General features: G+C 65.8%; 19 protein-coding genes. 9 read left to right on the top strand and 10 right to left on the bottom strand.

Translation table 11 applies throughout. The features are described from left to right. Window positions 1–131: 131 nt before the first annotated feature. The 3 genes from arfB (at window position 132) to PE058_RS21070 (ending at window position 1,810) form a co-directional block, all read left to right on the top strand. Window positions 132–554, top strand: a complete 423-nt coding sequence (gene arfB, locus PE058_RS21080) for an alternative ribosome rescue aminoacyl-tRNA hydrolase ArfB (RefSeq protein WP_020084745.1) — start codon at window positions 132–134, stop codon at window positions 552–554. A 23-nt stretch (window positions 555–577) separates the two neighbouring features. Further along, window positions 578–1,360: a 2-oxo-tetronate isomerase gene (gene otnI / locus PE058_RS21075; protein WP_271029448.1), complete on the top strand. Its 783-nt coding sequence runs from the start codon at window positions 578–580 to the stop codon at window positions 1,358–1,360. 93 nt (window positions 1,361–1,453) lie between these two features. Further along, on the top strand, window positions 1,454–1,810 hold the full coding sequence (locus PE058_RS21070) for a cupin domain-containing protein (protein WP_020084747.1): 357 nt from the start codon (window positions 1,454–1,456) through the stop codon (window positions 1,808–1,810). A 34-nt stretch (window positions 1,811–1,844) separates the two neighbouring features. On the opposite strand, the gene PE058_RS21065 is transcribed toward PE058_RS21070, so the two are convergent. Then, on the bottom strand, window positions 1,845–2,747 hold the full coding sequence (locus PE058_RS21065; protein WP_271029447.1) for a LysR family transcriptional regulator: 903 nt from the start codon (window positions 2,745–2,747) through the stop codon (window positions 1,845–1,847). Between the two features lie 116 nt (window positions 2,748–2,863). Between PE058_RS21065 and PE058_RS21060 the strand changes: the two genes are divergently transcribed. Then, on the top strand, window positions 2,864–3,637 hold the full coding sequence (locus PE058_RS21060; RefSeq protein WP_271029446.1) for an SDR family oxidoreductase: 774 nt from the start codon (window positions 2,864–2,866) through the stop codon (window positions 3,635–3,637). Between the two features lie 204 nt (window positions 3,638–3,841). Then, window positions 3,842–4,588: a bestrophin-like domain gene (locus PE058_RS21055; RefSeq protein WP_020084750.1), complete on the top strand. Its 747-nt coding sequence runs from the start codon at window positions 3,842–3,844 to the stop codon at window positions 4,586–4,588. Window positions 4,589–4,818: 230 nt separating this feature from the next. Here PE058_RS21055 and PE058_RS21050 read toward each other — a convergent pair whose 3' ends face one another. From PE058_RS21050 to PE058_RS21035, 4 genes are all read right to left on the bottom strand, one after another. Next, window positions 4,819–5,808: a hypothetical protein gene (locus PE058_RS21050; protein ID WP_020084751.1), complete on the bottom strand. Its 990-nt coding sequence runs from the start codon at window positions 5,806–5,808 to the stop codon at window positions 4,819–4,821. Window positions 5,809–5,879: 71 nt separating this feature from the next. After that, window positions 5,880–9,962: a M4 family metallopeptidase gene (locus tag PE058_RS21045; protein WP_271029445.1), complete on the bottom strand. Its 4,083-nt coding sequence runs from the start codon at window positions 9,960–9,962 to the stop codon at window positions 5,880–5,882. Window positions 9,963–10,023: 61 nt separating this feature from the next. Further along, window positions 10,024–11,565: a M23 family metallopeptidase gene (locus tag PE058_RS21040; protein WP_271029444.1), complete on the bottom strand. Its 1,542-nt coding sequence runs from the start codon at window positions 11,563–11,565 to the stop codon at window positions 10,024–10,026. A gap of 195 nt (window positions 11,566–11,760) precedes the next feature. After that, a complete protein-coding gene (locus PE058_RS21035) occupies window positions 11,761–13,905 on the bottom strand; it encodes an AsmA family protein (RefSeq protein WP_271029443.1) in 2,145 nt (714 codons plus the stop codon). A gap of 273 nt (window positions 13,906–14,178) precedes the next feature. Between PE058_RS21035 and PE058_RS21030 the strand changes: the two genes are divergently transcribed. Beyond that, window positions 14,179–14,847: a hypothetical protein gene (locus PE058_RS21030; protein WP_271029442.1), complete on the top strand. Its 669-nt coding sequence runs from the start codon at window positions 14,179–14,181 to the stop codon at window positions 14,845–14,847. Between the two features lie 202 nt (window positions 14,848–15,049). Here PE058_RS21030 and PE058_RS21025 read toward each other — a convergent pair whose 3' ends face one another. Both PE058_RS21025 and PE058_RS21020 read right to left on the bottom strand, forming a co-directional pair. Continuing rightward, window positions 15,050–16,438: a TIGR03808 family TAT-translocated repetitive protein gene (locus PE058_RS21025; RefSeq protein ID WP_020084756.1), complete on the bottom strand. Its 1,389-nt coding sequence runs from the start codon at window positions 16,436–16,438 to the stop codon at window positions 15,050–15,052. A 35-nt stretch (window positions 16,439–16,473) separates the two neighbouring features. Further along, window positions 16,474–17,145 carry a pyroglutamyl-peptidase I gene (locus PE058_RS21020; protein WP_020084757.1) on the bottom strand — a complete coding sequence of 224 codons (672 nt, stop codon included), beginning with the start codon at window positions 17,143–17,145 and terminating at the stop codon, window positions 16,474–16,476. A gap of 270 nt (window positions 17,146–17,415) precedes the next feature. Here PE058_RS21020 and PE058_RS21015 point away from each other — a divergent pair, with 270 nt between their 5' ends. Both PE058_RS21015 and PE058_RS21010 read left to right on the top strand, forming a co-directional pair. Further along, window positions 17,416–18,849, top strand: a complete 1,434-nt coding sequence (locus PE058_RS21015; protein ID WP_271029441.1) for an alpha/beta hydrolase — start codon at window positions 17,416–17,418, stop codon at window positions 18,847–18,849. Between the two features lie 125 nt (window positions 18,850–18,974). Beyond that, complete coding sequence (locus PE058_RS21010; protein ID WP_156827246.1) at window positions 18,975–19,472, top strand: hypothetical protein; 498 nt, start codon at window positions 18,975–18,977, stop codon at window positions 19,470–19,472. Between the two features lie 10 nt (window positions 19,473–19,482). Here PE058_RS21010 and PE058_RS21005 read toward each other — a convergent pair whose 3' ends face one another. The 3 genes from PE058_RS21005 to trmFO form a co-directional block, all read right to left on the bottom strand. After that, complete coding sequence (locus PE058_RS21005; protein ID WP_040497955.1) at window positions 19,483–19,908, bottom strand: HIT family protein; 426 nt, start codon at window positions 19,906–19,908, stop codon at window positions 19,483–19,485. A 122-nt stretch (window positions 19,909–20,030) separates the two neighbouring features. Beyond that, window positions 20,031–21,185 carry a GNAT family N-acetyltransferase gene (locus tag PE058_RS21000; protein ID WP_020084761.1) on the bottom strand — a complete coding sequence of 385 codons (1,155 nt, stop codon included), beginning with the start codon at window positions 21,183–21,185 and terminating at the stop codon, window positions 20,031–20,033. Between the two features lie 51 nt (window positions 21,186–21,236). Next, window positions 21,237–22,649 (bottom strand): methylenetetrahydrofolate--tRNA-(uracil(54)-C(5))-methyltransferase (FADH(2)-oxidizing) TrmFO, encoded by a 1,413-nt coding sequence (gene trmFO, locus PE058_RS20995; protein WP_271029440.1) that lies wholly within the window; start codon window positions 22,647–22,649, stop codon window positions 21,237–21,239. Window positions 22,650–22,788: 139 nt separating this feature from the next. On the opposite strand from trmFO, the gene PE058_RS20990 reads away from it, so the two are divergent. Next, the gene (locus tag PE058_RS20990; protein WP_083929068.1) at window positions 22,789–23,193 is read left to right on the top strand and encodes a response regulator; all 405 of its coding nucleotides are present in this window, start codon (window positions 22,789–22,791) and stop codon (window positions 23,191–23,193) included. Window positions 23,194–23,200 lie beyond the last annotated feature (7 nt).

Genomic DNA, 23,200 nt, shown 5'->3' with positions numbered 1-23,200 from the left:
CCGCCGGGATGCGGAATCCGGCATGGGACGCACCCTGCTCATCGCGCGCGCCGCCGTCAGTTCCAGCCGAAACAGGCAGCGCGGCCGCTGAGCCCGCTGCACAGCGGCCAAATCTCTGCTAAACCCGCGCCATGCTGGAAGTCACCCAAGACATATCGATCGACGAGCGTGAGCTGGAGGAGCGTTTCATCCGCGCGTCCGGACCGGGCGGACAGAACGTCAACAAGGTCTCGACCGCGGTCGAGCTGCGCTTCGACGTGCGCCATTCGGGCAGCCTGCCGATTGCGGTGCGCGACCGGCTGGTGCGCCTCGCCGGCCGCCGCATGACCGACGAGGGCGTGCTCGTCATCCGCGCCGAGCGCCACCGCACGCAGGAGCGAAACCGCGAGGATGCGCGCGCCCGCCTCGTCGAGCTCGTGCGCAGCGCGCTCCATGTTCCCAAGAAGCGCGTCGCCACCAAGCCGAGCCGTGCCGCCAGGGCGCGCCGCGTGGACACAAAGGTGAAACGCGGCAACGTGAAGAAGCTGCGCCAGTCCCGCCCCTCCCACGATTGATCCTTCCGCCATCGAGAGCATCCATGCCCCGCTTTGCCGCGAACCTGAGCTTCCTCTTTACGGAGCTGCCCTTCCTCGATCGTTTCGAGGCGGCCGCGAAGGCTGGCTTCAAGGGGGTCGAGTTCATGTTCCCCTACGCCGTGCCGGCGGGTGACATTCGCGCACGCCTCGACGACAACGGCCTCTCGCTCGTGCTCTTCAATTTGCCGCCCGGCCATTGGGACAAGGGAGAGCGCGGTTTCGCGGCCCTGCCCGGCCGGGAGGACGAGTTCGCCTCCGCCGTCGACCTCGCGCTGACCTACGCCGAGGCGCTCGATTGCCCGCGCCTGCACGTGATGGCGGGCCTTGCGACGCATGGCGCCACGCGTGAGACTTACGTCGCGAACCTGCGCATGGCAGCGGACTGGGCCGCGCCATTCGGCATCGACATCCTGATCGAGCCGATCAACACGCGCGACATGCCGGACTATTTCCTGACGCGCACCGCAAACGCTCGCGACGTGATCGCCGAGGTGGGCGAAGCAAACATCGGGCTCCAGTTCGACATCTACCACCGCCACGTCCAGGAGGGCGGCGTGGAGAGCGCGCTCGCAGAGTTCGGTCCACTCGCGCGCCACTTCCAGTGTGCCGACCCGCCCGATCGCGGCGAGCCGGGCCTCGGCACGCGTGAGCTCGACTACGCGCGCATCTTCAACCTGATCGACGCCTCGGGATACGAGGGCTGGATCGGCTGCGAATACAAGCCGCGCGGCGAGACATCGGCCGGCCTCGGCTGGCCTGCCGCCTGCGGTGTCACGCTGGGATGATGCGCGTCCGGCCTGGGCTTCGTTGAAGCCGGGTTGCGGAAAGTGCCTGCTCACCCCAGATACCCACGCAAGCCGCTACCGAGCGAGGAAGAGATGGCACCCAGAAAAATTCCCAAGGCCCCACTCGTTGGCGAACCCAAGGCCCGTTGGTTGACGGGGCCGCCCCGCGGCACCTGGACAGATCCAATCATCAGCGAATGGGAGCTCACGGGCGAGGCGTGGACGGACGAGCACGCGCACGACGAGTTCGCCTACGTTCTCGAAGGCCAGCTCTTTGTCGAAAGCGACGGCGTGACCGTGGAAGCCAGCCAGGGTGATATGGTCTGTGTACCCGCTGGCAGCATCGGAAAATACTTCGCACCGAAGTACGCGCGCATGTTGGGGATCTATGGCCCCAACCCGGCCGGCGAACCGATGAAAAACGCACGCCTCGAAAAGCTGGGCGCTTGAAGGCGCTTCCGTGCCGTCGCGCGCGAGCGTCATCCTAGACCAGCACGTCCGCTCTCAGCACCGTTTCGAGCCACTCGGTGAAGACCTGAAGCCGGTGCGAGAGATGCCGGCGATGCGGATAGAGCAAAGTGATTGGCATCGAAGCGGGAGGGTGTGTCCGCATCACGTCCACGAGCTCACCCGACTCGAGATGGGTCTTCACATCGTAGGCCGGTATCTGGATGAGCCCCAGACCCGCGAGGCAGCACGCGATGTAGCCCTCGGCGCTGTTCACTGTCACACGCGCGCGCACGGAGCGGTAGCGTAGCTCGCCGTCTTCCACCCACTCCCAATCCTCGACGCGCCCCGTCGAGGGAGAGGCATAGCCCACGGCCCAATGCGCATCGAGCGTCTCGGGAGATCGCGGCCGGCCGTGACGCTTGATGTAGGAACGGCTGGCGACGTTGATCAGCCGCAGCTCTCCAACAGTCCGCGCGATCAACCCTGAATCCCGCAGAGGCCCGACGCGTAAGGCGCAGTCGACGTTGTCCTCGACGAGGTTGACGGTTCGATCCGACATGCTGAGCTCGACGGTGATGTCGGGATAGCGATCGAGAAAGGCGGGCAGAGCCGGCGCGATCGTGAGGCGCCCGATGCGGCCCGGCACATCGATCCTGAGCTTTCCCGAGGGACGTGCGGCCGATTTGCGGAACAGCGTCTCGGCTTCTTCGACGTCCGCCAGCAGCCGCAGGCATCTTTCATAGAAGGCGAGCCCGTCATTTGTCGGCGCAACCTTGCGGGTCGTCCGGTTGAGGAGTCGCGTGCCGAGGCGCGTTTCCAGGTCTTGCACTGCCGCGGAGACCGAGGATCTCGGCAGCCCCAGCGTGTCCGCGGCCCGGGTGAAGCTCGCGCAGTCCACCACGCGAGCGAAGATGCGAAACAGCTCGATGCGGTCCACCGGCAAGCGTCTCCATTGTTCGGCGTTTCTGACATGTGATGCCAGATTGGCCATATTTATATATGGAAACTAGACGATATGCTCGATGGCGAAAAGGCTAGTTGAACGAGGAGATCATGGTCGATCACAGCATCAAGGGAAAGACAGCCATCATCGCAGGTGGTGGGAAAAACCTGGGCGGTCTCATAGCGAAAGACTTGGCGGCTCAAGGCGCCAAGGCCGTCGCCATTCACTACAACAGCCCCTCCAGCAAGGCCGAGGCCGAGGCAACGGTCGCAGCGGTCAAGGCGGCGGGCGCACAATGCGTGGCCTTTCAAGCCGACCTGACCTCGGCAGGAGCTGTCGAGAAATTGTTTGCGGATGCCGTGAGCGCCGTCGGAAGGCCGGATATCGCGATCAACACCGTCGGCAAGGTGCTGAAGAAGCCGATGGTGGACATCACGGAGGCCGAATACGACGAGATGAGCGCGGTCAACGCCAAGTCGGCTTTCTTCTTCCTCAAGGAGGCGGGCAAGCACGTCAACGACAACGGCAAAGTCTGCACGCTCGTGACCTCGCTCCTCGGCGCATATACGCCGTTCTACTCCTCGTATGCCGGAACCAAGGCGCCGGTTGAGCACTTCACGCGTGCGGCGTCGAAGGAGTTCGGCGCGCGCGGAATATCCGTAACGGCGATCGGTCCGGGCCCGATGGACACACCGTTCTTCTATCCCGCGGAAGGCGCCGATGCCGTGGCCTATCACAAGACGGCCGCCGCGCTATCGCCCTTCACGCCCACCGGCCTCACGCACATCGAGGACATCGTCCCCTGGATTCGCTTCCTCGTGTCGGACGGCTGGTGGATGACGGGACAGACGATCCTCGTCAACGGCGGATACACGACGAAATGATCCGCGCCCCGTGAGCGCGACAAGATATGGGCGCCCGCACGCACGGGCGCCCGTTCTGTTTGAATGGCGGGGGCTGCTGCCGGTCCGGCCCCGCTTCGCAGAGAGAAGCTTTTCGGCTAATATTCGACGTCGGACGATCACACGCCCTTTCTCGCGTCCAGGCCCGAAGGTCTGGTGCGATGCTCTGCGGAGGAAGGTGCAGCCATGGCTGAGTTGCTCGTCGCTGCCGCACTCGTCGCCGGTGTCATAGCCGCCCATGAAATCGGTTTCAGATTGGGCCTCAGGTCGCGATCCGCCGATGCAACCCTGGACCGCCAAGTGGCGCTCGTCCGGAACTCCACGGGCGCGCTGGTCGCGTTCTTGATCGGCTTTGCGTTCTCGGGAGCCGGTTCGCGCTTCATCGACCGGTTGGACATCATGGTCACCGAAGCCAATGCGCTTGGAACGGCGTATCTGCGTGCCGATACCCTTGCCGATCCATACCGCGGCGATCTCAAATCCGCGCTGAAGGAGTACACGGGCGATCGAGTCACTATGTTGAGCGGCGCCGGGCGCCAAGAGATCGAGACGCTGCTCGCCAAGGTCGGCGGCCTGCACCAACGCATGTGGCAAGCGGCCATCACGGGCACGCAGGACAATGCGCCCCTCATGGCCGTCGTGCTTCCCCCGGTCAACGAGGTCATTGATTTGCATGCGACGCACCTCGCCATGGCAAGGCGTCACCTGCCCATTCCGATCATGGGAGCCCTGCTGGGCACGACGGCAATCGGCGTGGCGCTGATCGGCTTCGGCAACGGGCGCGTGAACCGGCGCTTCTCGCTCCTCGACTCCGTCTACGGGGCCGTCCTCGCGGTTGCCTTGTGGATGACGATCGACCTCGACTATCCGGGGATGGGCATTATCCGGGTGACCGGCAACAGCTTCGTGGAAGCTCTGGCGGCGATGCAGTGAGCGTCGCGTCTCGCGAAATTAGGAGCCCCCGGACTAAGCCGGGGGCTCGAAGCGCGACGCAGCTTACTATGTGGGGGTGGGGAAAGCTGAAGGCTGCCCCGAGGGGGAGAGTGGGCAGCACGACCGTTCGCGCGCCTGTATGAAGAGGCACGCGCACGGCAAGCTGCTTTGATCTCGATCAACGCCTCATAATTGAACGATGACAGCGCGAAATTTCGCGCAACTCTTCCTTACGCGGGCGCCGCGACGTGACCGGCTTCCACCAGTCCCCTCAGCATCACGGCCGCGCCGCACTGCTTGGAAACGGCGTTGGAATCCCACACGTTGTCGGCAACGAACTTGCCCTTCGTGTAGTGGTTCGAGAAGCTCCACAGATACGGTGTGTTGATCTTGTAGAGCAGGCGGCTGCGCCAGCCGTTGTAGGCTTCCCAGCGATAGAGCATGTGCGCCAGCGTCCAGTCGGGCTTCTCGTCGAGCTTGTCGTAGCGGAGCGCATCCACCGCGCTCGACACCCAGTCTGATGGCGGCAGCCATTGCGCGGGCCGGCCCTTCGGCACCTGCACGGTTTTCTTCTTGAGCGAGTCGCCGTTGTGGAGATGCGACTGCATGTCGAAGCCGCATTCCATGCCGTGGATGATAGCCACGAAATACCACGGCACGCAGGTTTCCTCGAACACCTGGTCGTAGGCCTTGCGCCGCGTGGGATCGGTGATCTTCGAGACGTACCACATCACCTCCGAGCGCTTCTCGGAGCGGATCTCGCACGTGGCGAACAGGCGCCGGTAGTCCTCGGCAATGCTGTCGAAGGCGGGCGCAGTGATCGCCTGCGCCTGCGGGCCCTCGGGGATGTCGCGCGGCATCCGCTCCGCGTTGCGCGCCGTGCGAAGAAGCTCGGACGCGCGATCGAGCAGGCTGTCCACGTCGGCTGACGTTACGCCCCGCGCGTCGGGAGCCGACGCGCTGACGCTGTCCATGAAGTCCACGATGGCCGGCTGGATCTCTGTAAAGTCCTCGCTGGAGGACGAAGGCGCAAGGCCCATGCGAGGCACGGAAAGCCCAAGCCGCTGGGCTTCTTCGGAGAGGCCCGCGAGCGACGACCACGTGCCGCCATAGCGCTGGGCCCGGGCGGAAAGGCTGCCGATGCCGCCCGCGAGGGGAAGCGCCATTGCGGCTGCAAGGCCCTTTCCAAGCTGCCGGCGGTCGATTTGGACCCGTTTCATACGCGTTCCCTCGTCACATTTCGTTTGGCTATCCGCGACCCGAAAACGGGACGGCGAAAAGTCAGGACTGCTCAACTCGACGGCACTTCGAGACCGACGGCCTTTTGCGAGGCCACCACCTGATCGCAATCGGAAGGGATGAGCCCGCCGAGCTCCGCGCCAGCGAGCTCGAAGCAGCCTTCGACGAAGGCATTCGCCGCGTGCGCCAGCGTCGAGCTTTGATTGAGGCCTACCGTCATCGCGCGATAGGTAATGCGCGCGAGCTTGTAACGCCCGATACCCTGCACCGTCACGCCGCGATGCGTGCCGCCTTCGGAGATCAGATAAGCGAACTTGTTCAGGATGCCGCTGTTGAAGTGCACACAGCCGTTGTCCTGATAAGCGGTCGATCCGCACTGGGGATCGTCGGGCGTCAGCACGTCGGAGTAGTGGTCGGGCTGTCCGCGATTGGCGAGCGAGAAGCGCGCCGCGCGGTCGAACATCGACTTGTTGTTGGCGTCCTTGAGGTTGGGATCGGCGAGGCTGCGCAGCGGCGACGTGATCGAGAAGCCGGGAGAGGATTCGCCAATCAGCCAGTTGCCGCCGTCGCCCCTCGCGTCGAACTCGATCAGCGCGCCGAAGATGTCGGCGAGCGACTCGTTCACCGCGCCCGGCTCGTTGAGATAGAGCAGGTTCTTCTCATGCGCGATGATGCCATGCGTCATCTCGTGAGCCACGATGTCGAGCGCGCCCGCATAGCCCGGGCCATACACCATGACGTTCGCTTTGGGGCAGTCGTAGGATTTGCTCGTGCACCAGTAGGCATTCTGCGTGCGCCCATGGCGGACGTAGGCTTCGAGCGGCGAGCCGCCTTGTCCAGCGTTGTCGTCGAAACCGTCACGGCCGAACGTCAGGAAGAAGTAGTCGCGTACGATGCCTGCATTGCGGAACGCGACCAGCGCTTCCGGCGCGAGCTTCTCGATGCGCTTGCGCGTCTCCTCGTCGATGCCGAGCGAGCCCGGGAAGGTCGTGGCCTGGGCCAGATCGTACACCCGCCGCAGCATCCCCGAAGGCTGATCGCGATAATAGTAGAAGGCCTCGCCCGTGCTCGCGTCCACGAAGATGCGGAAGGAATCGATGGTGACCAGCCACGCGAGCCGTGTCGGCCCCGACTTCGCTTTGCCGATGAGAGCCGGATCGAACACGGTGAGATCAGGCTTCTTGATTTCGGCCTTGCTCGGGTCCGGCGCCAGCGGGAAGGCCCGTGAGGCGTCCGGCGCGCTGCGCAGCACATCCGCGAGCTTGGCCCGCGCGGCGGCGATGGCCTCGCCTTCGGCGATCTTGGGCTTGGTGTCCTCGAGCGCGACGTTGGAGATCGTGCCGCTGAACTTCGTCACGCCGAGCGAACGGTCGACGTTGAGCTTCGCGGTGGAGCCGAACACGGGAATACCGTCCACTCGCTGCTCCACCTGCGCGACGTAGCGGTCCGGAAAATCCGGATCCTTGCGCCGTCCGATGTACTCCGGCTTCGCGCTCTTGTTCTTCGAGGGATAGAGCGAGCTGAGGCCGCCGGTGCCGAAATAGGCTTCCACCGCCCGCTTCGTTTCCTCCTCGGTCTGCTCGCGGCCGCCCTCGTTGGCCCCGAGCGACGGCGCACCCGAGCCCGGCTGCGGCGAGAGCCCCATCACGGTCGTCGGCAGTCCTGTCGCGGGATTGATGGTGACGCGCAGGTTGGGATGCGTCTTGCGCAATTCCTCTACCGCGCGCTCTACTTCGGCCTTCACGGCCGCTGGATCGCTCGCTGCTGCCGGTTGGGTCCCGCTCGGCGCGGCCGTGACCAGAGGCGTGGCCTGCTCGCCGTTCTGCGAGCCGGCGCCAGTCGCGTTGCTTGCGACCGTGGTCGTGCTCACGAGCCGCCGGCATTTCGTGATCGGCTCGGGCGACGCCTCGGCAACCGCGTAGATCTCGGGCGGAGTGGAAAGCCCGGCGCTGGCGACTGCAGTTCCAAACGGCGTCGCCGGATCCGACCAGAGGAACTCCATGGCAGCGAGATCCGTGCGGTCGCTGCCGCCGAGCTTGCGCGCATCCTTCGGAGAAAGTGCGCCGAAGCCGCTGCCGTTGAGGTCGATGCGCGGCCAGAAGCATTCGTTGTCGTCGATCACGCCGTCGCCGTTGAGGTCCTCCGTGAAGGCGGCATTCTGAGTGGCCGCACTGGAGAGCGTCGCAAGCTGGCGCGAGAACACGGCAAGATCGCTCGGACCCACCGCGCCGTCTCCGTCGAGATCGGCGAGCAGGCGCACCTCCTCGGGAACGAGCCGCGTCGCGGCTTCCAGCGCGTCGATGGCGGGAGCGTGGGTCTCGCCCTGCTTGGCGGGCGTTGCGCTCGCCTTCAGGATCTCCGCGATTTCGGCGGGCGTCTTGTCGGGTGCGAGCTCGAACAGGATGGCGGCCAGCGCGGCGACGTGCGGCGCGGCCTGTGAGGTGCCGCTGCAAACGCCGAGCGGCAGCTTGTCGGGCGAGAGCGTGCTCATGATGTCCACGCCCGGCGCTGCGAGATGACCGCCGATGTTCGAGAACTCGGCGCGCGCGCCGTTACGGTCCACGGCCTCCACCACGAGGATGTTGGGCGGACTGTCGCCGGTGGCGGACTCCTGCGTTCCCGCCCACGCGAACGGCGAGGCCCACTTGGCGTCGATCGGCACGGCGCGGTCGTCGGAATCGTTGCCCGCCGCGACGACGAACAGCACATGATCCTTCACGCGGCTCGCCATCAGGCGGATCAGGTTGGCCTGGTGCATCACGTGCAGCGCGAGACCGGGAACCTCCTCCGGATCTTCGTCGCCGAGCAGGTTGCTGGCCACAAAATTGTAGCCGAGGCTGATGTTCACCACCCGAAGATTGTCGGGCTGCATTAGGTTTGCGTAGACGTAGTCGAGCGTCTTGGCGAGCACGTCGTCGAACAGCAGCGCGTGCACCTGCCAGCCTTCGTCCACGCCCACGTGGCCCGAGTCGCCGACGATCTTGTCGTCCACCGCGATCGCATCCATGCGCGCGTCGGGAATGATGCCGTCGATGCCCGGCTGGTCGTCGCGCCGCGCGCCGATGATGCCGGCCACATGCATGCCGTGATGCGTGCCGCACCCCGCCGTGTGGTAGACCAGCGGCTTCACGTTCTCCATCGAAGCGAACGGCACCAGCGGATTGGTCGCAAAGCCGCCGTCGATGATGCCGATCTTCGGGCGCTTCGCATCCGGGTTGGCCTTGCGATGCTGCGCGAGCACGCTCCACACCGGCGGCAGACGGATGGCCTTGAGGCCCCAGTTGCCGTCCTGGCCGTCGCCGGCATTCCAGCGCCAGCTATAGATCTGGTCGCCCACCGTGATGGTGGCGCCCGCGCCCTTCGGCAGATGCTTGGCTTCCATCGTGGAGTTGACGAAGGCGCCCTCGACGATCCGCTCGTTTCTGAGATCGCGGATGAGCGGAGGCTCGAGGATGTTCTGGAGCTGCGCCTTGCGATCCTGGGGCGCGGCACCCGGGGCCGCGCCCACGGGGGCAGGCGCCTTGCCGTCCACCTCGACCGTGATCACGCCGAGCGGCGCGATCATCTTGGTGATACGCAGATTGTATTTCTTGAGCAGCGCCTCGATGTCCGCGTCGGTCGCGGTCGGTGCGAGCTGAATGACGTAGCTGTTGGGCTTGGCCACGGGCACCTTGCGCGCGGCGACCTCGACGGGTTCGCCCGCGGGCGTGCGGCCGCGGCGGCCGAACAGCGTGCGGAACAGGCTGGGCCGCGAGGTGCTGGCCTCGGAGGCTTCGCTGAAGGCGCCTTTCGGCTGGTTCTCCGCAGCCGGAGCCGCTTCCGTGCCGAGCTTGTCGGAAAGGAACGCAAAGACGGACTCGCTCCACGTCACGCTCGAACGCTTGGCATTCGGGTCGTTGGACTTCTTCGAGGCCTTCTCATCCGGCTCGATGTAGATGAAGTCGTCCTTGCCGGAGCTGCTTCCCGGCTGGCCGGGCTTGGGCGCAGGCTTGGTTTTCGGCGCGAACTTCTCCTCCAGCGAGCGCTGCAGCCGGTCGTACTGCGACGGCGGCAATTGCGCTTCGGCTGTCGAGAACATCGGCACGGTGAGCGCCATGAGCACCGCCATGGCAATTGCTGGCGTATGTCTCGGCATCGTTGCTGCTCCTAACTCGACAAAATTGACGTGACGTGGGGAGGTGAAGAGGCCTCGTGCCTCAACTTCCCCACCAATTGTTCCACTTACCCTTGATCCAGTCCCACCACCCTTGTTCCTGAGGCGCGGGCGCAGGGGCCGGCTGAGGCTCCGGTTGCGGCGCGGGCTGAGGCGTTGGCGCCGGTGCGGGAGCCGGTTCCGGCTGCGGAGCGGGTGTCGGCGCAGGTGTCGGTGTCGGCTCCGGTTGAGGCGGCACGGGAGCCGGCTCGGGTTGAGGCGCGGGCTCCGGCTGCGGCGCGGGCTCGGGCGCAGGCGTGGGCTCAGGCTGAGGCGTGGGTTCGGGTGCCGGTGCGGGCACTGGCGCAGGCTCCGGCGCGGGCGTGGGAGCTGGCGTCGGAGTCGGAGCAGGCGTCGGCTGAGGTGTCGGCGTGGGTGTCGGTGCCGGAGGTGCCGTCGCGCCGATCTCCACCACGGGATCGACGATCAGATTGCCGTCCGCATCGATGCCCGCATCGAGGCCCTTGGCGCGGCGCAACGCGGCGATCATCGAGGTGAATACGGGGACGTACACCTGCAAGGTCTTGTCGCCGACCTTGATGCGCTGGCGCACGTTCAAGTGCAGATGCAGGCTCGTGGCGGGCTTGCCGCCCATGTACTTCGAGACCTTGCCGAGCACTTGGCCCTGCTTCACCTTCGCGCCCGTCTTCACGGTGATCGAGCGCGGGTGCATGTGAAGATAGTAGTAGTCGGTGCCGTCGTTGGTCTTGAGCTGCACGGTGGTGTTGGAGGTCACGTTGACGATCGTGCCATCCGCGACCGCGACCACTTCCCACGTGTTGTCCTTGTAGCTCGGCGGACGGATGTCCTGGCCCTGATGGCCTGCGCCGCCGGGGCAAAGAGGCATGTCCCAGCCGCGAACCTCGCAGTAGTTGTCCCGCTGCTTCATCGGGTCGTAGTTGCGCGGATCGCTGTCGCTGCCGCCGGCCGCGCCCTTGCCGTTCCAGCCGCCGCCGCCATAGCCCCAGATCTGAGAGTTCATGTGCGGGAAAAGGCCGGGGCCGAGTTTCAGCGGGAAGATGATGTCGGGCGCATAGACGCGACGGTCCGCGCGTCCGCGGCCTTTGTCTTTCTCCAAGAGGTCTCCGGGCGGATAGTAGGCGAAGCCTGCTTGAGCCGGAGGCGTGGCCGTGCCCCCACCGGTACCCGGTTGACCTGTGCCAGGCTGCCCCGTTCCGCTTCCCGCGCCCGTATCAGTCCCCGGTGTGGTCGTCCCGCCGCCGGTGACGGGTGGCGTCGAGCCATCAGCCGGTGGCAGCAAGCTGCAACGCGCGAGCTGCACGAGATCGTTGCCTTGCACACCGGCGTCGCCAACACACGGCGTAAAACCGCGCTGAGGAGCCGTGCGCACGCCATTGAAGGCCGGTGCCATGCTCGGCGCCGCGAAGCTTTGCACCAGCGCGTATGTTGCGATGTCGCGCCCTAGAAGAGGCGAAGGCCCAGCCGCGAACGCGCGATCCTGAGTTGGCAGATGGGCGAACCCTGCGAAGCCGGCACCCGCGAGTGCGGGAATGACGCACAACGCAACTCCACGAGCAATCCTCACGCGACGTCCCCCGTATCCAGTGCAGTTTCACAGTGCATGTGGATCCCTCGCCGGATAATGCCCAAAGAGTTGGACCCTGGCAACGGAACCCCCGGCAGTGCGCCTTCTGGCGGGCGCTTGTGGAAACAATCTAAAAACCAACAGCTTGTACCGCTGCCGTGCGAGCAGGCAAACCCTGGCCGTGCGGAGCAAAACCTAAGGAGCGCTCTCCGCCGGAAGCAGAGATTGCAGCATCGCGCGGGCTTCCGGCGACAGGCGATCTTCCGGCAGATCTGCAGCAAGAACACGGCGGATTGCGGCTTGCACGTTTGCGGGTGCCGGTTCCGGTGCGACCGCCAGCGCCTGCGGGCCGCCAAGGCCGGGCGCCGCGGAGAAGAGCCCGCCCCAGTCGATGCCGATCGACGGTTTCGCCCAATCGCCCGAGATGCGCACCGGGATCGGGAACGCCGTCGGCGGAGGGATGGCCTTCACGCGGATTTCCTGGTTGAGCCGCTTGCTCGGTACGTTGACAGTTCCCGCCGAGTTGATCTCCACCTCAGAGCCGCCCATCGAGAGGCCCGGCTGGCTCCGGAGAATGCCTTTCTTGATGTCGTACTGCGCTTCGAGGCGCTCGAAGCCTGTCTTGAGGCCGAGGTCGAACTTCCAGCTTTTCCACCATTCGAAGATCATCCGGCGCACGTCGAAGCCGCGCAGCGCGCCTTGTCCCATGCGGAAATGCGCTTTCCCTTCGAGCGTGGAGGTGAGCTGGCTCTGGTTCTGCCCAGCGGCCGTCGCCGAGATCTCGACGTTGGATGTGCCGGAAAGAAGCGGCTTTCCGGTCAATTCGGTGATGATGGGCTCCGCCGCGACATCCGACATGGTGAGCACCACTGCGGCCTTGGGCGGCGCGGCGCGGCTGTCGACGTTGAGTGTGCCCGTTGCCTTGCCGGCGCCGACGGCCAGCTCTTCGAGCTGGGCATCCAGCACCCCGTCGGTGATCGCGGCTTTGACGCGTCCCTGCTTGAGATCGAGCGCGCCATAGGTGATCGCGGCGGCGTTGACGAGCACGTCGAGATCGAAAGCCCGAAGTGCCCTGAGATTGAACGGCTGCTCGCTCCATCCGGGCGCCGAGGAGGCCGTGGCGGACGCAGCTTCGGCCTGCGCGGCCGCTTGCGGGCCGCGCTCCAGCGTCGAGAGATCGTTGAGAAGCTGCTCCCAGCCCGCGGTTACCTGCGGCTCGAACTCTGTAACGGGTGACGCTTCAGGTGCGAGCGATGCGCGTCCTCCCTTGCCCGCGATCCGGCCGAGATCGACATGCTCGCTCGCAATCGTGCCAGAAAGCTTCGGCCGCACGCCGCCAAGATCGAGCTTGCCGTCGAAGCGGCTGCTCGTCGTGTTGATCATCACGTCGGTTTCGGTGAACGTCACGTCGCGCGTGGTGGCCAGCACCTTGCCTTCGAGCGAGGTCTTGAGCGGCTCGCCGGTCGCGGTCGTGTCCGCGCCGAACCAGCGCGCGAGATCGAAGAGAGAGGGCGTGGATGCGGTCACGTCGCCCTTGAACTCGGCGGCGGCCGAGAAAAGCGCGTCACCTTCGAGTGCCGCCCGCAACGGACGCCCGTCGATGCTCGCCTTTAGGGTCGACGATCCGCCCGCGACCATGGCATCGAAATCGCCGAGCACGATGTCGAACGCGACAGCTTCGCCACCTGCCACCAGCGTTCCCTTTGAGGTCGCGCCGCCTCCGACGGTGTCCAGTGTCTGCACGGAGTTTATGGCGCTCACCGCGCGAATGGCCCCCGTCTTCCCGCTCCGGAAGCTAAGGGCGCCGTCCCCGATCGTGATGATCGGCGGCGGAGAGAAAGCGGCCACGGGCGCCGAGGTTGCCGGTTGTGCCGCCACGCTCGCCGCAGGCGTGCCGAACACCCAGTTGCGGGTGCCGTTCGCATCTTCCTCGAGCGTGATGTTCGGCTTGATCAGTTGCAGGCTTTCCATCCGCACGCGGCCCTTGAGCAGCGGCAACAGATCGACCGTGGTCTTCACGGTGTCGCCCAGAAAGAGATTGCGCTCCGGCATTCCCTCAGGATTGGAGACGGCCACCTGGTCGAATTCCACGTCGAGCTTCGGCCGCTCGAGCTTCGGCGGGATGTGAATGCGCATGGCCCCGATGGTCACCTTGCGGCCATACGCATCCCCGATGCTCTTGGCGAGTTGATCCTTGATGAGGCCTAGCGGCGGGAAGATGACGAGAAGCGCGATCGCAACGATGGCGCCGATCAGCAGCGTGCGGAACAGCCGCCACGCGGTTCGACCCGTCTTGCGCGGCGCCTCGGCCTCGGAGGGCGTTCCAGGATCTGCTGGCATGCGGGTCTCCACGCAACACACGGGACTGACATCATGCCGGATGCGCACCATGCCAGTATGCAAGCGGCATACTATTTGGCGCGCACTCCTTCAACCCGTGCCGCGCCTGCCACGCGCTTGTGCTCAGAGGCGTTGCGCGGAGGAGACGCCGGGTCTTGACGGACTTGATCGTGGACGGGCCGCCCGGGTAAGGTTCGCACCCAAATGGCCCGGCCCCGCTTGGCGGACCGCTGAGCGCTTAGGTATGTCTTGAGTAGACAAGGAAATGTCCGCATGACGATTGTTGGCGTGTCCGCTCGTGCGTACCGGCCCGCGACGGGACTGGCGGTCGTCATGCTCCTGTCGGCCAGTACGCTGGCCGCGGCCGCCGGCAAGCTCATCGCGGTCCAGTGGTCCGATCCCGAGATCAAGAGCTTCGTCAGCGCGACGGCGGCCAATCCGCCCCGTTCTCTCGGCCCCACCGCAGACGATCAGCTCGGCAAGCTCAAGCTGCCGGTGCTCGCCTTCGAGGCGACGCCCGGGGTCGCGGAGAACACGTTCCGCATCGGTCCGCGCCCGGCGACAGAGCGCGATGTCGTCATGGATGAGGCCGAGCCTGTCTGGTACCAGATCGTCGAACGTTATGGAGACGTGACGGTTTCCGTGTCGGCGGATCTGCGCGTGCAGCACGAGTTCCCGGCGAGCTACCCCATCTATCAGAACGAGAGCCGGGGCGCCGCGCCCCAGGCGGGACCCACGGTCTCCGTGTTCGACGATCGCAACGAAGGTGGCGAGGAAGGCCTCCTCGCGGAGTACACGATCACGAAGTTCGGCGTGCCGTACACGGTGACGGTCGAATGCACAGCCGAAGCCAAGGATCAGTGCCGCGATACGAGCCAGATCTCGAAGGACAGCGAGCTGTTGAAGCTGATCCGCGCCACGCCCCCTGCCGCCACGCCCTAGAGAGACGGGCGATCACGCGACGCATGTTCGTTTGATGCGCTCCTGAGAGGTGTTCTGGACCCTGGCCTTCGCCAGGGTGACGAAGGGATTGGGCGAGCGCCGCCGACACCTCAAGCCGTCACACCGGCGTAGGCCGGTGTCCAGACACGCCAGAAATGGGCCAATCCATCGCTGCTCGGGAGCGCATCGAACGGCGCGGCGTTTACACCGCGAGATTGCCGCTGATCGCGAGGCGCCCGCCACGCGGAGCTGCATCCGCCAGGGCAAGGTCAGGTCCGAGCGGCGTTCCATGATCCATGGCCCGGATCGCACCGTCGCGGGCCCCGGTGATCATGTTGGCGCTGATGAGGCACGCGCCCGCAGCCGGGTCTGACGAGATCAGGATGCCCACGCCCGCGTCGCGGATCAGGTTTCCGGTCATCGCCACGTTGCGTAGATAGGCTCCCCACCCGGCCAGGATGCCCGCCGTCGGCGCGCCTTCGATCACGTTGCCGGTCACCGTGGTGTCCGCCTCGATACCGATGCCCACTCCGCGCTTATCCACAGGTTCGTGCTCGCGCCGGAACAGATTGCGGACGAGATTGCCCTGCACCACGGCGAGCCGTCCGCCCTCGTTGAAGTTGGTGACGGCGATGCCGCTCGCGGCGTTGTCTACGACATTGCCCGAGATGAGCGCGCCTTCGAACGCAAACTCCGCGTAGAGCGCCACCTCGCCGATCGTGCGGCACGCATTGCCGACCATCTGGATGTTGCTCGCTCCGTTCCCGCGGATCGCGGAATAGGCGCAGTCCGTTATGCGGTTGCCCGAGACCAGCACGCCGCCCGCGCGGAACACGTTGATGCCGTTTCCGTTCTGCCCGCTGCCGCCGCCCTTGGTAGCGATCCGCTCGATGCGGTTCGCCTGAACGAGGCTGCCGTCCTCGCCGGGGCTGCTCCGCCAGATCTGCACGCCGTTGTTGGCACAGTCCGAAATCGCGTTGTGGCTCACGTCGAGCCCGCGCGCATCAAGGCTGAAGAGGCCAGCCTGCGACATCTCCCGCAGCGTGCAGTCGGTGATCGTCCCTGCCGACCGGGTCAGCGCGATGCCGTTGAGCAACCCGCGCCGCACGTCGAGGCCGGACAGCGTGAACCCCTCGCAATCATCGAGCGAGACGAGGCCCGTCGCCTGATTGGCGTCCATGCCGAGCAGATTACCGTCGAGGACGAGCCCTTCGAGGCGGACGCCCGCCGCCTTGCGTCCTGAAAGAAAACTGCCTCCGCCCGTGAATTCGAGAACGGTGCGTCCGGATGTTCCAATGAGATGCGTGCCGGGCCTCAGCGCCAACGCGCCGATGCGAAAGCGTCCCGGCGGAAGGGTGACCGGGAGACCCTGGCTGGCCCCGCTGTCGATGGCGGCCTGCAAGTCTGCCGTCTGCTCCACGCCGTCTTTCGGCAGGAGGGCAAATGGCAGGGATGATGCGGAAGCCTTCGAGTGCGCACGCGGTCCCGCCTCGCCTCCCGCGCCCGTTGCGGCCTGGGCGGAAAACCCAGCGGCGGCAAGGCCGGTCGAGACCAGTCCGGTCGAAAGAAGGGTGCGGCGATCGAGGGGCATGAGAGGCTCCGGACGCCCATCATGCACACCCCCGGTTAAAGGACCTTAACGTGCCGGCGTGAGGGGGGCGGCCGGCCGAGGCAGGTCCGGATGATCTCGAGCCCGCCGATGAGCGCCGTCCCCCAGTCGAACCGCATCGCCTTGGGATCGGCCCGCGACTTGAGCAACGCAGGCTGAATTTCCTGGGGAATATGAAAAAAGCCGACAGTCGCCGGTTGCTCACCTTGCTCCGCCAGAAGCAGCGAGTGGTAAAAAATGGCGTTGCAGAGATAGCCGCCCGCATCGTCCGAGAGTTCGGCAGGAACGCGCAACGCGGCGAGGCGGCGTTTGATTTCTTCGGCGGGAACGTGCGTCGCGTGGGTCGCAGGCCCGCCGCGGACGATGTGGGTGTCGCTCGGCAGCGCGCCCACGGCATCCTCTGCAGAGCGGCACAGATTGTGCGCCTGCGTCTCGATCACGAAGCAAGTAGCCTTGGACGATACGCCGAAATGCAGCACCAGCTTCGGCCGCTCCCGCTCGTAGAGCGTCTTGAGCCGGCCGGGCGCTCGTTCCCATTCCGTGGGCAGGATCCTGGAGACCACCCGGTGCGCGCTGAAACGGCGGGCCGCGAGATGGGCGAGCTTGGGCACGAACCGTTGGCTGGCGTTCTCGGCGACACCAGGAAATGGGCCGAAGCCCGTCAGAAGAATGGTATCTCGCTGACGCATTGCCTCAAGAAATTGCCCCTGGATTGGGCGTATTGACGGAGGAAGCCCGTGACACGAAGTCGAAGCCTATCCGTATTTTATCGCAATCGGCGGTAGGCTTCATCACCGCAAGCAGCGCTGGCGGCGATTGGCGTGATCCCGTTTGAAATGGCGCCGGATCGGAATTACGCTCTCGCCCGATTTTGCAGGGCCGCTTGCGAGACTTGGGAACGCCGTGCCGTTCCTTCAATGGCGGATACCTGATGCGGACTGCATTTTGGGGAGGCGACCTTGCGTAGCTTCGGTGTGATCGCGGCTTGTCTTTCGGCGCTGATGCTGGCGTCGTGCGGAGAAGCTCCCAAGAGCGGCAGTCCGCCGCCTGCAACCGCGCCCGCGCCCCAGGCCGAGCCGCCGCCGGTGACGGACGAGGTCGCGCCGTCGGCACCCGAGCCCAAGGCCGAGGCTCCGAGCGAGACCGATGGCGCACCGGCCGGCGGGGCTCCGCCCGCGGCCGGGGAAGAGGAAGCGCGCCCAAGAGCGGCGGCGCGTCCGCCTGCCGCTGCGAAACCGCAGGCCCCCGCTCCGTCCTCCGCGCCCGAGCCCGTGGGCAGCGGCGCGCCGCCCCCTGACGCGATGGCGCCCGGCGCACCTGCGCCGCCGCCGCCACCGGCCGCCGAGGAGGCCAAGACCGCTCCGGGCGAGTGGGATGTCGTGCCTGTCTACTACGGTACGGATCGCGCCCAGACGCCGAACGACAAGCGGCTCGACTATGGCAGCGAGCGCGGGCGGCGCCTGGAGCTCGGCCGCGCGCTCGTCACCGTTCCCAAGGCCCACAAGGTTCCGTCCATCGAGCGGCCCTGGGCCATCCGCGTCTTCAACGTCACGCTCTACGAAGAGGCGGAGGACCCCAATCGCCATTTTACGATGGAAGAGATCAAGACGCTCTCGGAGGAGGAGTTCCTGGCCGCCGTGCGCGAGCGGCTCGCCGCCTCGTCGCGCTATAAGGATCACGCGTTCATCTTCGTGCACGGCTACAACACGAGCTTCGACTACGCCATCTACCGCACGGCGCAGATCTCCTACGATCTGAAGTTCGACGGCGCGGCCTTCGCCTACAGCTGGCCGTCGGGCGGCGGGCTCGCGAGCTACACCTACGATCGCGAGAGCTCCGGACAGTCCGAGCCCTATCTCAAGCAGTTCATGGAGCTGGTGATCAACAAGACGGGCGCGAAGTCCGTGAGTATCATCGCCCACAGCATGGGCAACCAGCCGACGCTACAGGTGCTGCGCGACTTGCGTTACGCCAAGCCAGAAGGCGTGCAGATCAGCCAGATCATTCTGGCCGCGCCCGATGTCGATCGCGACAACTTCGAGAACATCGCAAGCTCCATCAAGGGTCTCGCCGACGGCGTCACGCTCTACGCCGCCGGCAACGATCGCGCCCTTCGCGTCTCGCGCAATTTCTACGGCGGCATTCCGCGCGCGGGCGACGTGCCGGCCACGGGGCCGCTGATCCTGCCGGGCATCGACACGATCGACGTGACCGCCGCGAGCATGGACAGCCTCGGCCTCAATCACTCCGGCTACGCGGAGAACAACGCGCTTCTCTCCGACATCGCCGCGCTGATCGCCAGCGGTACCCGGCCGCCGAAGCTGCGCACCCCGAGCCTGGAGGAGGTGACGACGGACCGCGGCGTCTATTGGCGCTACCCTGCCGCGCGTTGAGGGCGGAAGGATTCGTTAACTCCGCTTTGCGACGATCCGGGATCGCGGTGTTGTCGTAGCGTGGGTGTGAAACGATGCGTGGCGTTGGAATGGCCGGCGGCAGCCGGTTGGCTCTGAAAGCGGGCATGAGCGCTCTGGCGGTCATGCTGATGGCCGGACTTCCCGCCGCTGCCGCTGAAGACACGCCGGCAGCTTCAGCCGAGGCAAAGGCCGACGCGCCGCCGCAGGCCGACTATTATACGCGCCGCGCCAAGTCGATCCTGGAAGCCGAGAAGAGCAGTATCGAGAAACCGCATCCGCTGGCCGCGTCCTATCCGGGCATGGACGTTGTGGTATGCGAAGCCGGGTGCACGACCATCGGCAAGCCTGAGGTCGTCTACGCAAAGCGCCATGCCGAGGCCGCCAAGACGGTGACGCAAGGTTTGCTCGTTCCCACATCCGACAACGGCGAAACCGCCGCCGCACCCGGCGCGGTGCTTTCGTCGAATGCGGCCGCCTGTGTGGCCGGGTGCTATGGAGGTGAGGGAGACGCGTTCGAGGCTTATCCCGAATCCCCGGTCGGAGAATGGTCCACCTCCGTTCAGACGACAGCCCCGCGCGACAAGCTCTCGCCGATCCGCTGAGCAGCGGCCCTTAGCCGCCAGCGAGCGCGGCGCGTATCTTCTCCGCGTTCTGGGCCAGAACGGCGGGATCCTCCATCTTTCCCGAATGCGGTTTCATCGGCACGCCTGTGTGCCGCGGCACCACGTGAATGTGCAGGTGGAACACGCTCTGTCCGCCGGCCGCCTCGTTGTACTGGAAGATGCTGACGCCGTCGGCCGCGAATGCGCTTTTGACGGCGCGGGCCACCTTCTGCACCACCGGAAGCAGCTTGGCGAGCGAAGCGGGATCGGCATCGAGAATGTTGCGCGCGGCCGCCTTGGGCACCACGAGCGTGTGCCCCGGCGCCTGCGGCATCACATCCATGAAGACGAGCACGTCGTCGTCTTCCAGAACCTTGTGGGCCGGAATCTCCCCGCGCAGGATCTTGGCGAAGACGTTGTTGGTGTCGTAGGCCATCGTGCTCACCCCAATCTCAGGTCTGATGCTGCCTTCTATGAGCATCGCCTTTGCCATTCTGCAAGCCCTCACGAGCTTTGCCTTGATCTCATGCGGATGAAGCGGGTTCCCCACGGCGCGCCCTATTGTCCGTTGCCGTCCCGCTTGAATGGTCCGTGCTCGCGCAGAAGCTCGTTGACCTCGGCCACCTCGCTGCGCTCTTCCTCGAGATAGCGGGCCACCGCCGCCTCAAGGCGCGGATCGGCGAGCCAGTGGAGAGAGTACGTCGTCTCGGGGAGATAGCCGCGCGCGAGCTTGTGCTCTCCTTGCGCGCCCGCTTCCACACGGGGAAGCCCGTGCGCGATCGCATAGTCGATGGCCTGATAGTAGCAGAGCTCGAAATGCAGGAACGGATGGTGCTCGATCGCGCCCCAGTAGCGCCCGAACAGGCAGTCTCCGCCGATGAGGTTCAGCGCGCCCGCCACCAGCTTCCCGTCACGCCGCGCGAACACGAGCAGACACCGATCCGCGAGGGCCGCACCGAGAAGTGAGAAGAAGGTGCGGTTGAGATACGGCCGTCCCCACTTGCGCGATCCGGTATCCGTGTAGAACGCGAAGAACGCATCCCAATGGGCCTCCGTGATTTCCGCGCCGGTGACCGAGAAAATTTCGACGGCGGCCTGCGCGTCAGCCCTCTCCTTGCGGATCGCCTTGCGCTTGCGAGAGGCGAGCGTCTGAAGAAAATCGTCGAAGGTGCGATAGCCCGCGTTGTGCCAATGGAACTGCTGGCCGGTGCGTCTCAGAAAGCCGCCCTCGCCGCCGAGCCGCGTCCATTCGCCTTCGGTCAGGAACGTCACGTGCACCGAGGATGCGCCGATGCGATCTGCAACTTGAATGGCCGCACGGGCGAGCAGCAGTTCCGTCTCGGCCTCCTTTGCGCCAGGCCGCGCGAGAAAGCGGCGCCCCGGAACCGGCGTGAATGGCACGGCGCCCTGCAGCTTCGGATAATACTGTCCTCCCGCGCGGTGCAGCGCGTCGGCCCAGGCGTGGTCGAACACGTACTCGCCCTGGCTGTGCGTCTTGGCATAGAGCGGCATCACGCCGGAAATTGCGTCTCCCGGGCCTTCGAGCACGAGGTGATGGGGATGCCATCCGCTTCGCTCGCCGACGGTCCCGGCCGCCTCGAGCGCGCCGAGAAACGCGTGCGAGAGAAACGGATTGTACGTCGCCGCATCCGGGTTAGCGCAAGCGTCCCACGCATCGGCCGCGATGTCGCGGATGCGCGGCACGACTTTCACGAGTCTCTGCTCCGCGTCGCCCAGCGTCCTGCTCCTATCGAGGCTCGAAACCTAAGCGTCCACCCGCGCGCGTTCGGCAAGCCAGCCTTCCAGCTCTCTCAGCGCACGCCGGGACATGATGCGCTTTTTCTCTGCCCCGCGCTCCTTGCCTTTGAGCCGACGTCCGTCCGCCCCCGACGTCGGCGCGTCGTCGAGCGGAGGCAGCAGCCCGTAGTTTATGTTCATAGGCTGGAACGACGGCGCGGAGGCGCCGGCATCGAGAAGATGCCCGCCTGTGATGTGGGCGATCAGCGCACCGAGCGCCGTCGTGGGCGGAGGCGGAGAGAGAGGCTCGCCCTTCCGCTCCCAAGCCGCGAAACGTCCGGCGAGCAAGCCGATCGCCGCGCTTTCCACGTAGCCCTCGACCCCGGTGATCTGACCGGCAAAGCGAAGCCGCGGCTCGGCCTTGAGCCGGAGGGAGCTGTCGAGCAGCTTCGGCGAGTTGAGGAACGTGTTGCGGTGAAGGCCGCCCAAGCGCGCGAACTCCGCGTCTCCGAGCCCCGGGATCATGCGAAACACGCGCACCTGCTCCGCGTGCTTGAGCTTGGTCTGGAAGCCCACCATGTTCCAGAGCGTGCCGAGCGCGTTGTCCTGCCGAAGCTGCACCACGGCGTAGGGCCGCCGCCCCGTGCGGGGATCACTGAGACCCACGGGCTTCATGGGCCCGAAACGCAGAGTCTCGCGGCCTCGTTCCGCCATCACCTCGACCGGAAGGCATCCGTCGAAATAGGGAGTTGATGCTTCCCAGTCCTTGAAAGTGGTCTTCTCGCCCGCGAGCAGAGCGTCGATGAAAGCTTCATACTCGTCTTTCGACATCGGGCAGTTGAGGTAGTCGGCCCCGGTTCCGGCGGGTCCCGCCTTGTCGTAGCGCGATTGCTTCCAGGCGATCGTCTGGTCGATGCTCTCGAGATGCACTACGGGAGCGATGGCGTCGAAGAAGGCAAGCTCGGTTTCGCCCGTGAGCGTCTTCACCGCCTCGCTCAGCGCGGGAGATGTGAGCGGCCCGGTCGCGACGATCACGCTGTCCCAGTCTGCTGGCGGCAGTCCGGCCACTTCGCCGCGCTCGATCGTGACCAGCGGATGCTGGGAGAGCCGTGCCGTCACCTCGGCCGAAAAGCCGTCGCGATCCACCGCCAGCGCGCCGCCGGCCGGCAGCTTGTGCCGGTCTCCCGCCGCCAGGATGAGCGAGCCCGCGCGGCGCATTTCCTCGTGCAGCAGGCCGACTGCGTTGTTTTCCCAGTCGTCGGACCGGAAGGAGTTGGAGCAGACCAGCTCCGCGAGGCCTTCCGTCTTGTGGGCATCCGTCATGCGCTCCGGGCGCATTTCGTGGAGAACGGCCGGGACGCCCTGGGATGCGATTTGCCAAGCCGCTTCCGAGCCCGCGAGGCCGCCGCCGATTACGTGAATGGGTGTGTGTGCTGTCATGGCGCCGAGCCTATCACAACCTTAACGGCCGTTCGTCAAGCTGCCTCTTTGCCGGTCCGCCAGCCTGGAATGGACATATGGGTATTTCTGGCGCATAAAAATTCACGGAACATGCTCACTAGGAGCCTTAATATCGGCCATGTCCATCATCCCGAAACCTGACAGCATCACGTGCAGCAGGGCCGAAGTGGACGTGCTGGTCGTCGAGGATTCCTGGAACGTCGCCCAATCCCTGAAGGGCATCGTGGAAAAGGCTGGCGCCCGGGTTGTGGGACCGGTGCCCTCGGTAGCCGAAGCCCTCAAGGTCATAGATGACCAGCCTGTGTCCCTCGTGCTCGTCGACATGAACCTCAGGGACGGTTTCGCGGATCCGCTGGTGGATGTGCTGATCGAGCGGGGCATCGCCTACGCCATCATAACCGCCTACGAAGCGCTGCCCTCGAATGCCGATCGCGAGGCGCTTGCCCGCATGAGCAAGCCGCTCGATCACGATCGCATCGCGGAGTTCATTCGCGACTTCAGCGCCAGTCAGGCGAACGCCTGAGCGCCAC

The organism is Hyphomicrobium sp. DMF-1, assembly GCF_027886585.1.
In the GTDB taxonomy this organism is placed as follows: domain Bacteria; phylum Pseudomonadota; class Alphaproteobacteria; order Rhizobiales; family Hyphomicrobiaceae; genus Hyphomicrobium_C; species Hyphomicrobium_C zavarzinii.
The sequence above is the reverse complement of the archived record's forward strand: the minus strand, read 5'-3'. Positions and strand labels throughout refer to the sequence as shown.

What these genes read in the sequence shown, in the direction of transcription:
- arfB (WP_020084745.1), top strand. Translation starts at nt 132, where the DNA reads ATGCTGGAAGTCACCCAAGACATATCGATCGACGAGCGTGAGCTGGAG.
- otnI (WP_271029448.1), top strand. Translation starts at nt 578, where the DNA reads ATGCCCCGCTTTGCCGCGAACCTGAGCTTCCTCTTTACGGAGCTGCCC.
- PE058_RS21070 (WP_020084747.1), top strand. Translation starts at nt 1,454, where the DNA reads ATGGCACCCAGAAAAATTCCCAAGGCCCCACTCGTTGGCGAACCCAAG.
- PE058_RS21060 (WP_271029446.1), top strand. Translation starts at nt 2,864, where the DNA reads ATGGTCGATCACAGCATCAAGGGAAAGACAGCCATCATCGCAGGTGGT.
- PE058_RS21055 (WP_020084750.1), top strand. Translation starts at nt 3,842, where the DNA reads ATGGCTGAGTTGCTCGTCGCTGCCGCACTCGTCGCCGGTGTCATAGCC.
- PE058_RS21050 (WP_020084751.1), bottom strand. Translation starts at nt 5,808, where the DNA reads ATGAAACGGGTCCAAATCGACCGCCGGCAGCTTGGAAAGGGCCTTGCA.
- PE058_RS21045 (WP_271029445.1), bottom strand. Translation starts at nt 9,962, where the DNA reads ATGCCGAGACATACGCCAGCAATTGCCATGGCGGTGCTCATGGCGCTC.
- PE058_RS21035 (WP_271029443.1), bottom strand. Translation starts at nt 13,905, where the DNA reads ATGCCAGCAGATCCTGGAACGCCCTCCGAGGCCGAGGCGCCGCGCAAG.
- PE058_RS21030 (WP_271029442.1), top strand. Translation starts at nt 14,179, where the DNA reads ATGACGATTGTTGGCGTGTCCGCTCGTGCGTACCGGCCCGCGACGGGA.
- PE058_RS21025 (WP_020084756.1), bottom strand. Translation starts at nt 16,438, where the DNA reads ATGCCCCTCGATCGCCGCACCCTTCTTTCGACCGGACTGGTCTCGACC.
- PE058_RS21020 (WP_020084757.1), bottom strand. Translation starts at nt 17,145, where the DNA reads ATGCGTCAGCGAGATACCATTCTTCTGACGGGCTTCGGCCCATTTCCT.
- PE058_RS21010 (WP_156827246.1), top strand. Translation starts at nt 18,975, where the DNA reads ATGAGCGCTCTGGCGGTCATGCTGATGGCCGGACTTCCCGCCGCTGCC.
- PE058_RS21005 (WP_040497955.1), bottom strand. Translation starts at nt 19,908, where the DNA reads ATGGCCTACGACACCAACAACGTCTTCGCCAAGATCCTGCGCGGGGAG.
- trmFO (WP_271029440.1), bottom strand. Translation starts at nt 22,649, where the DNA reads ATGACAGCACACACACCCATTCACGTAATCGGCGGCGGCCTCGCGGGC.
- PE058_RS20990 (WP_083929068.1), top strand. Translation starts at nt 22,789, where the DNA reads ATGTCCATCATCCCGAAACCTGACAGCATCACGTGCAGCAGGGCCGAA.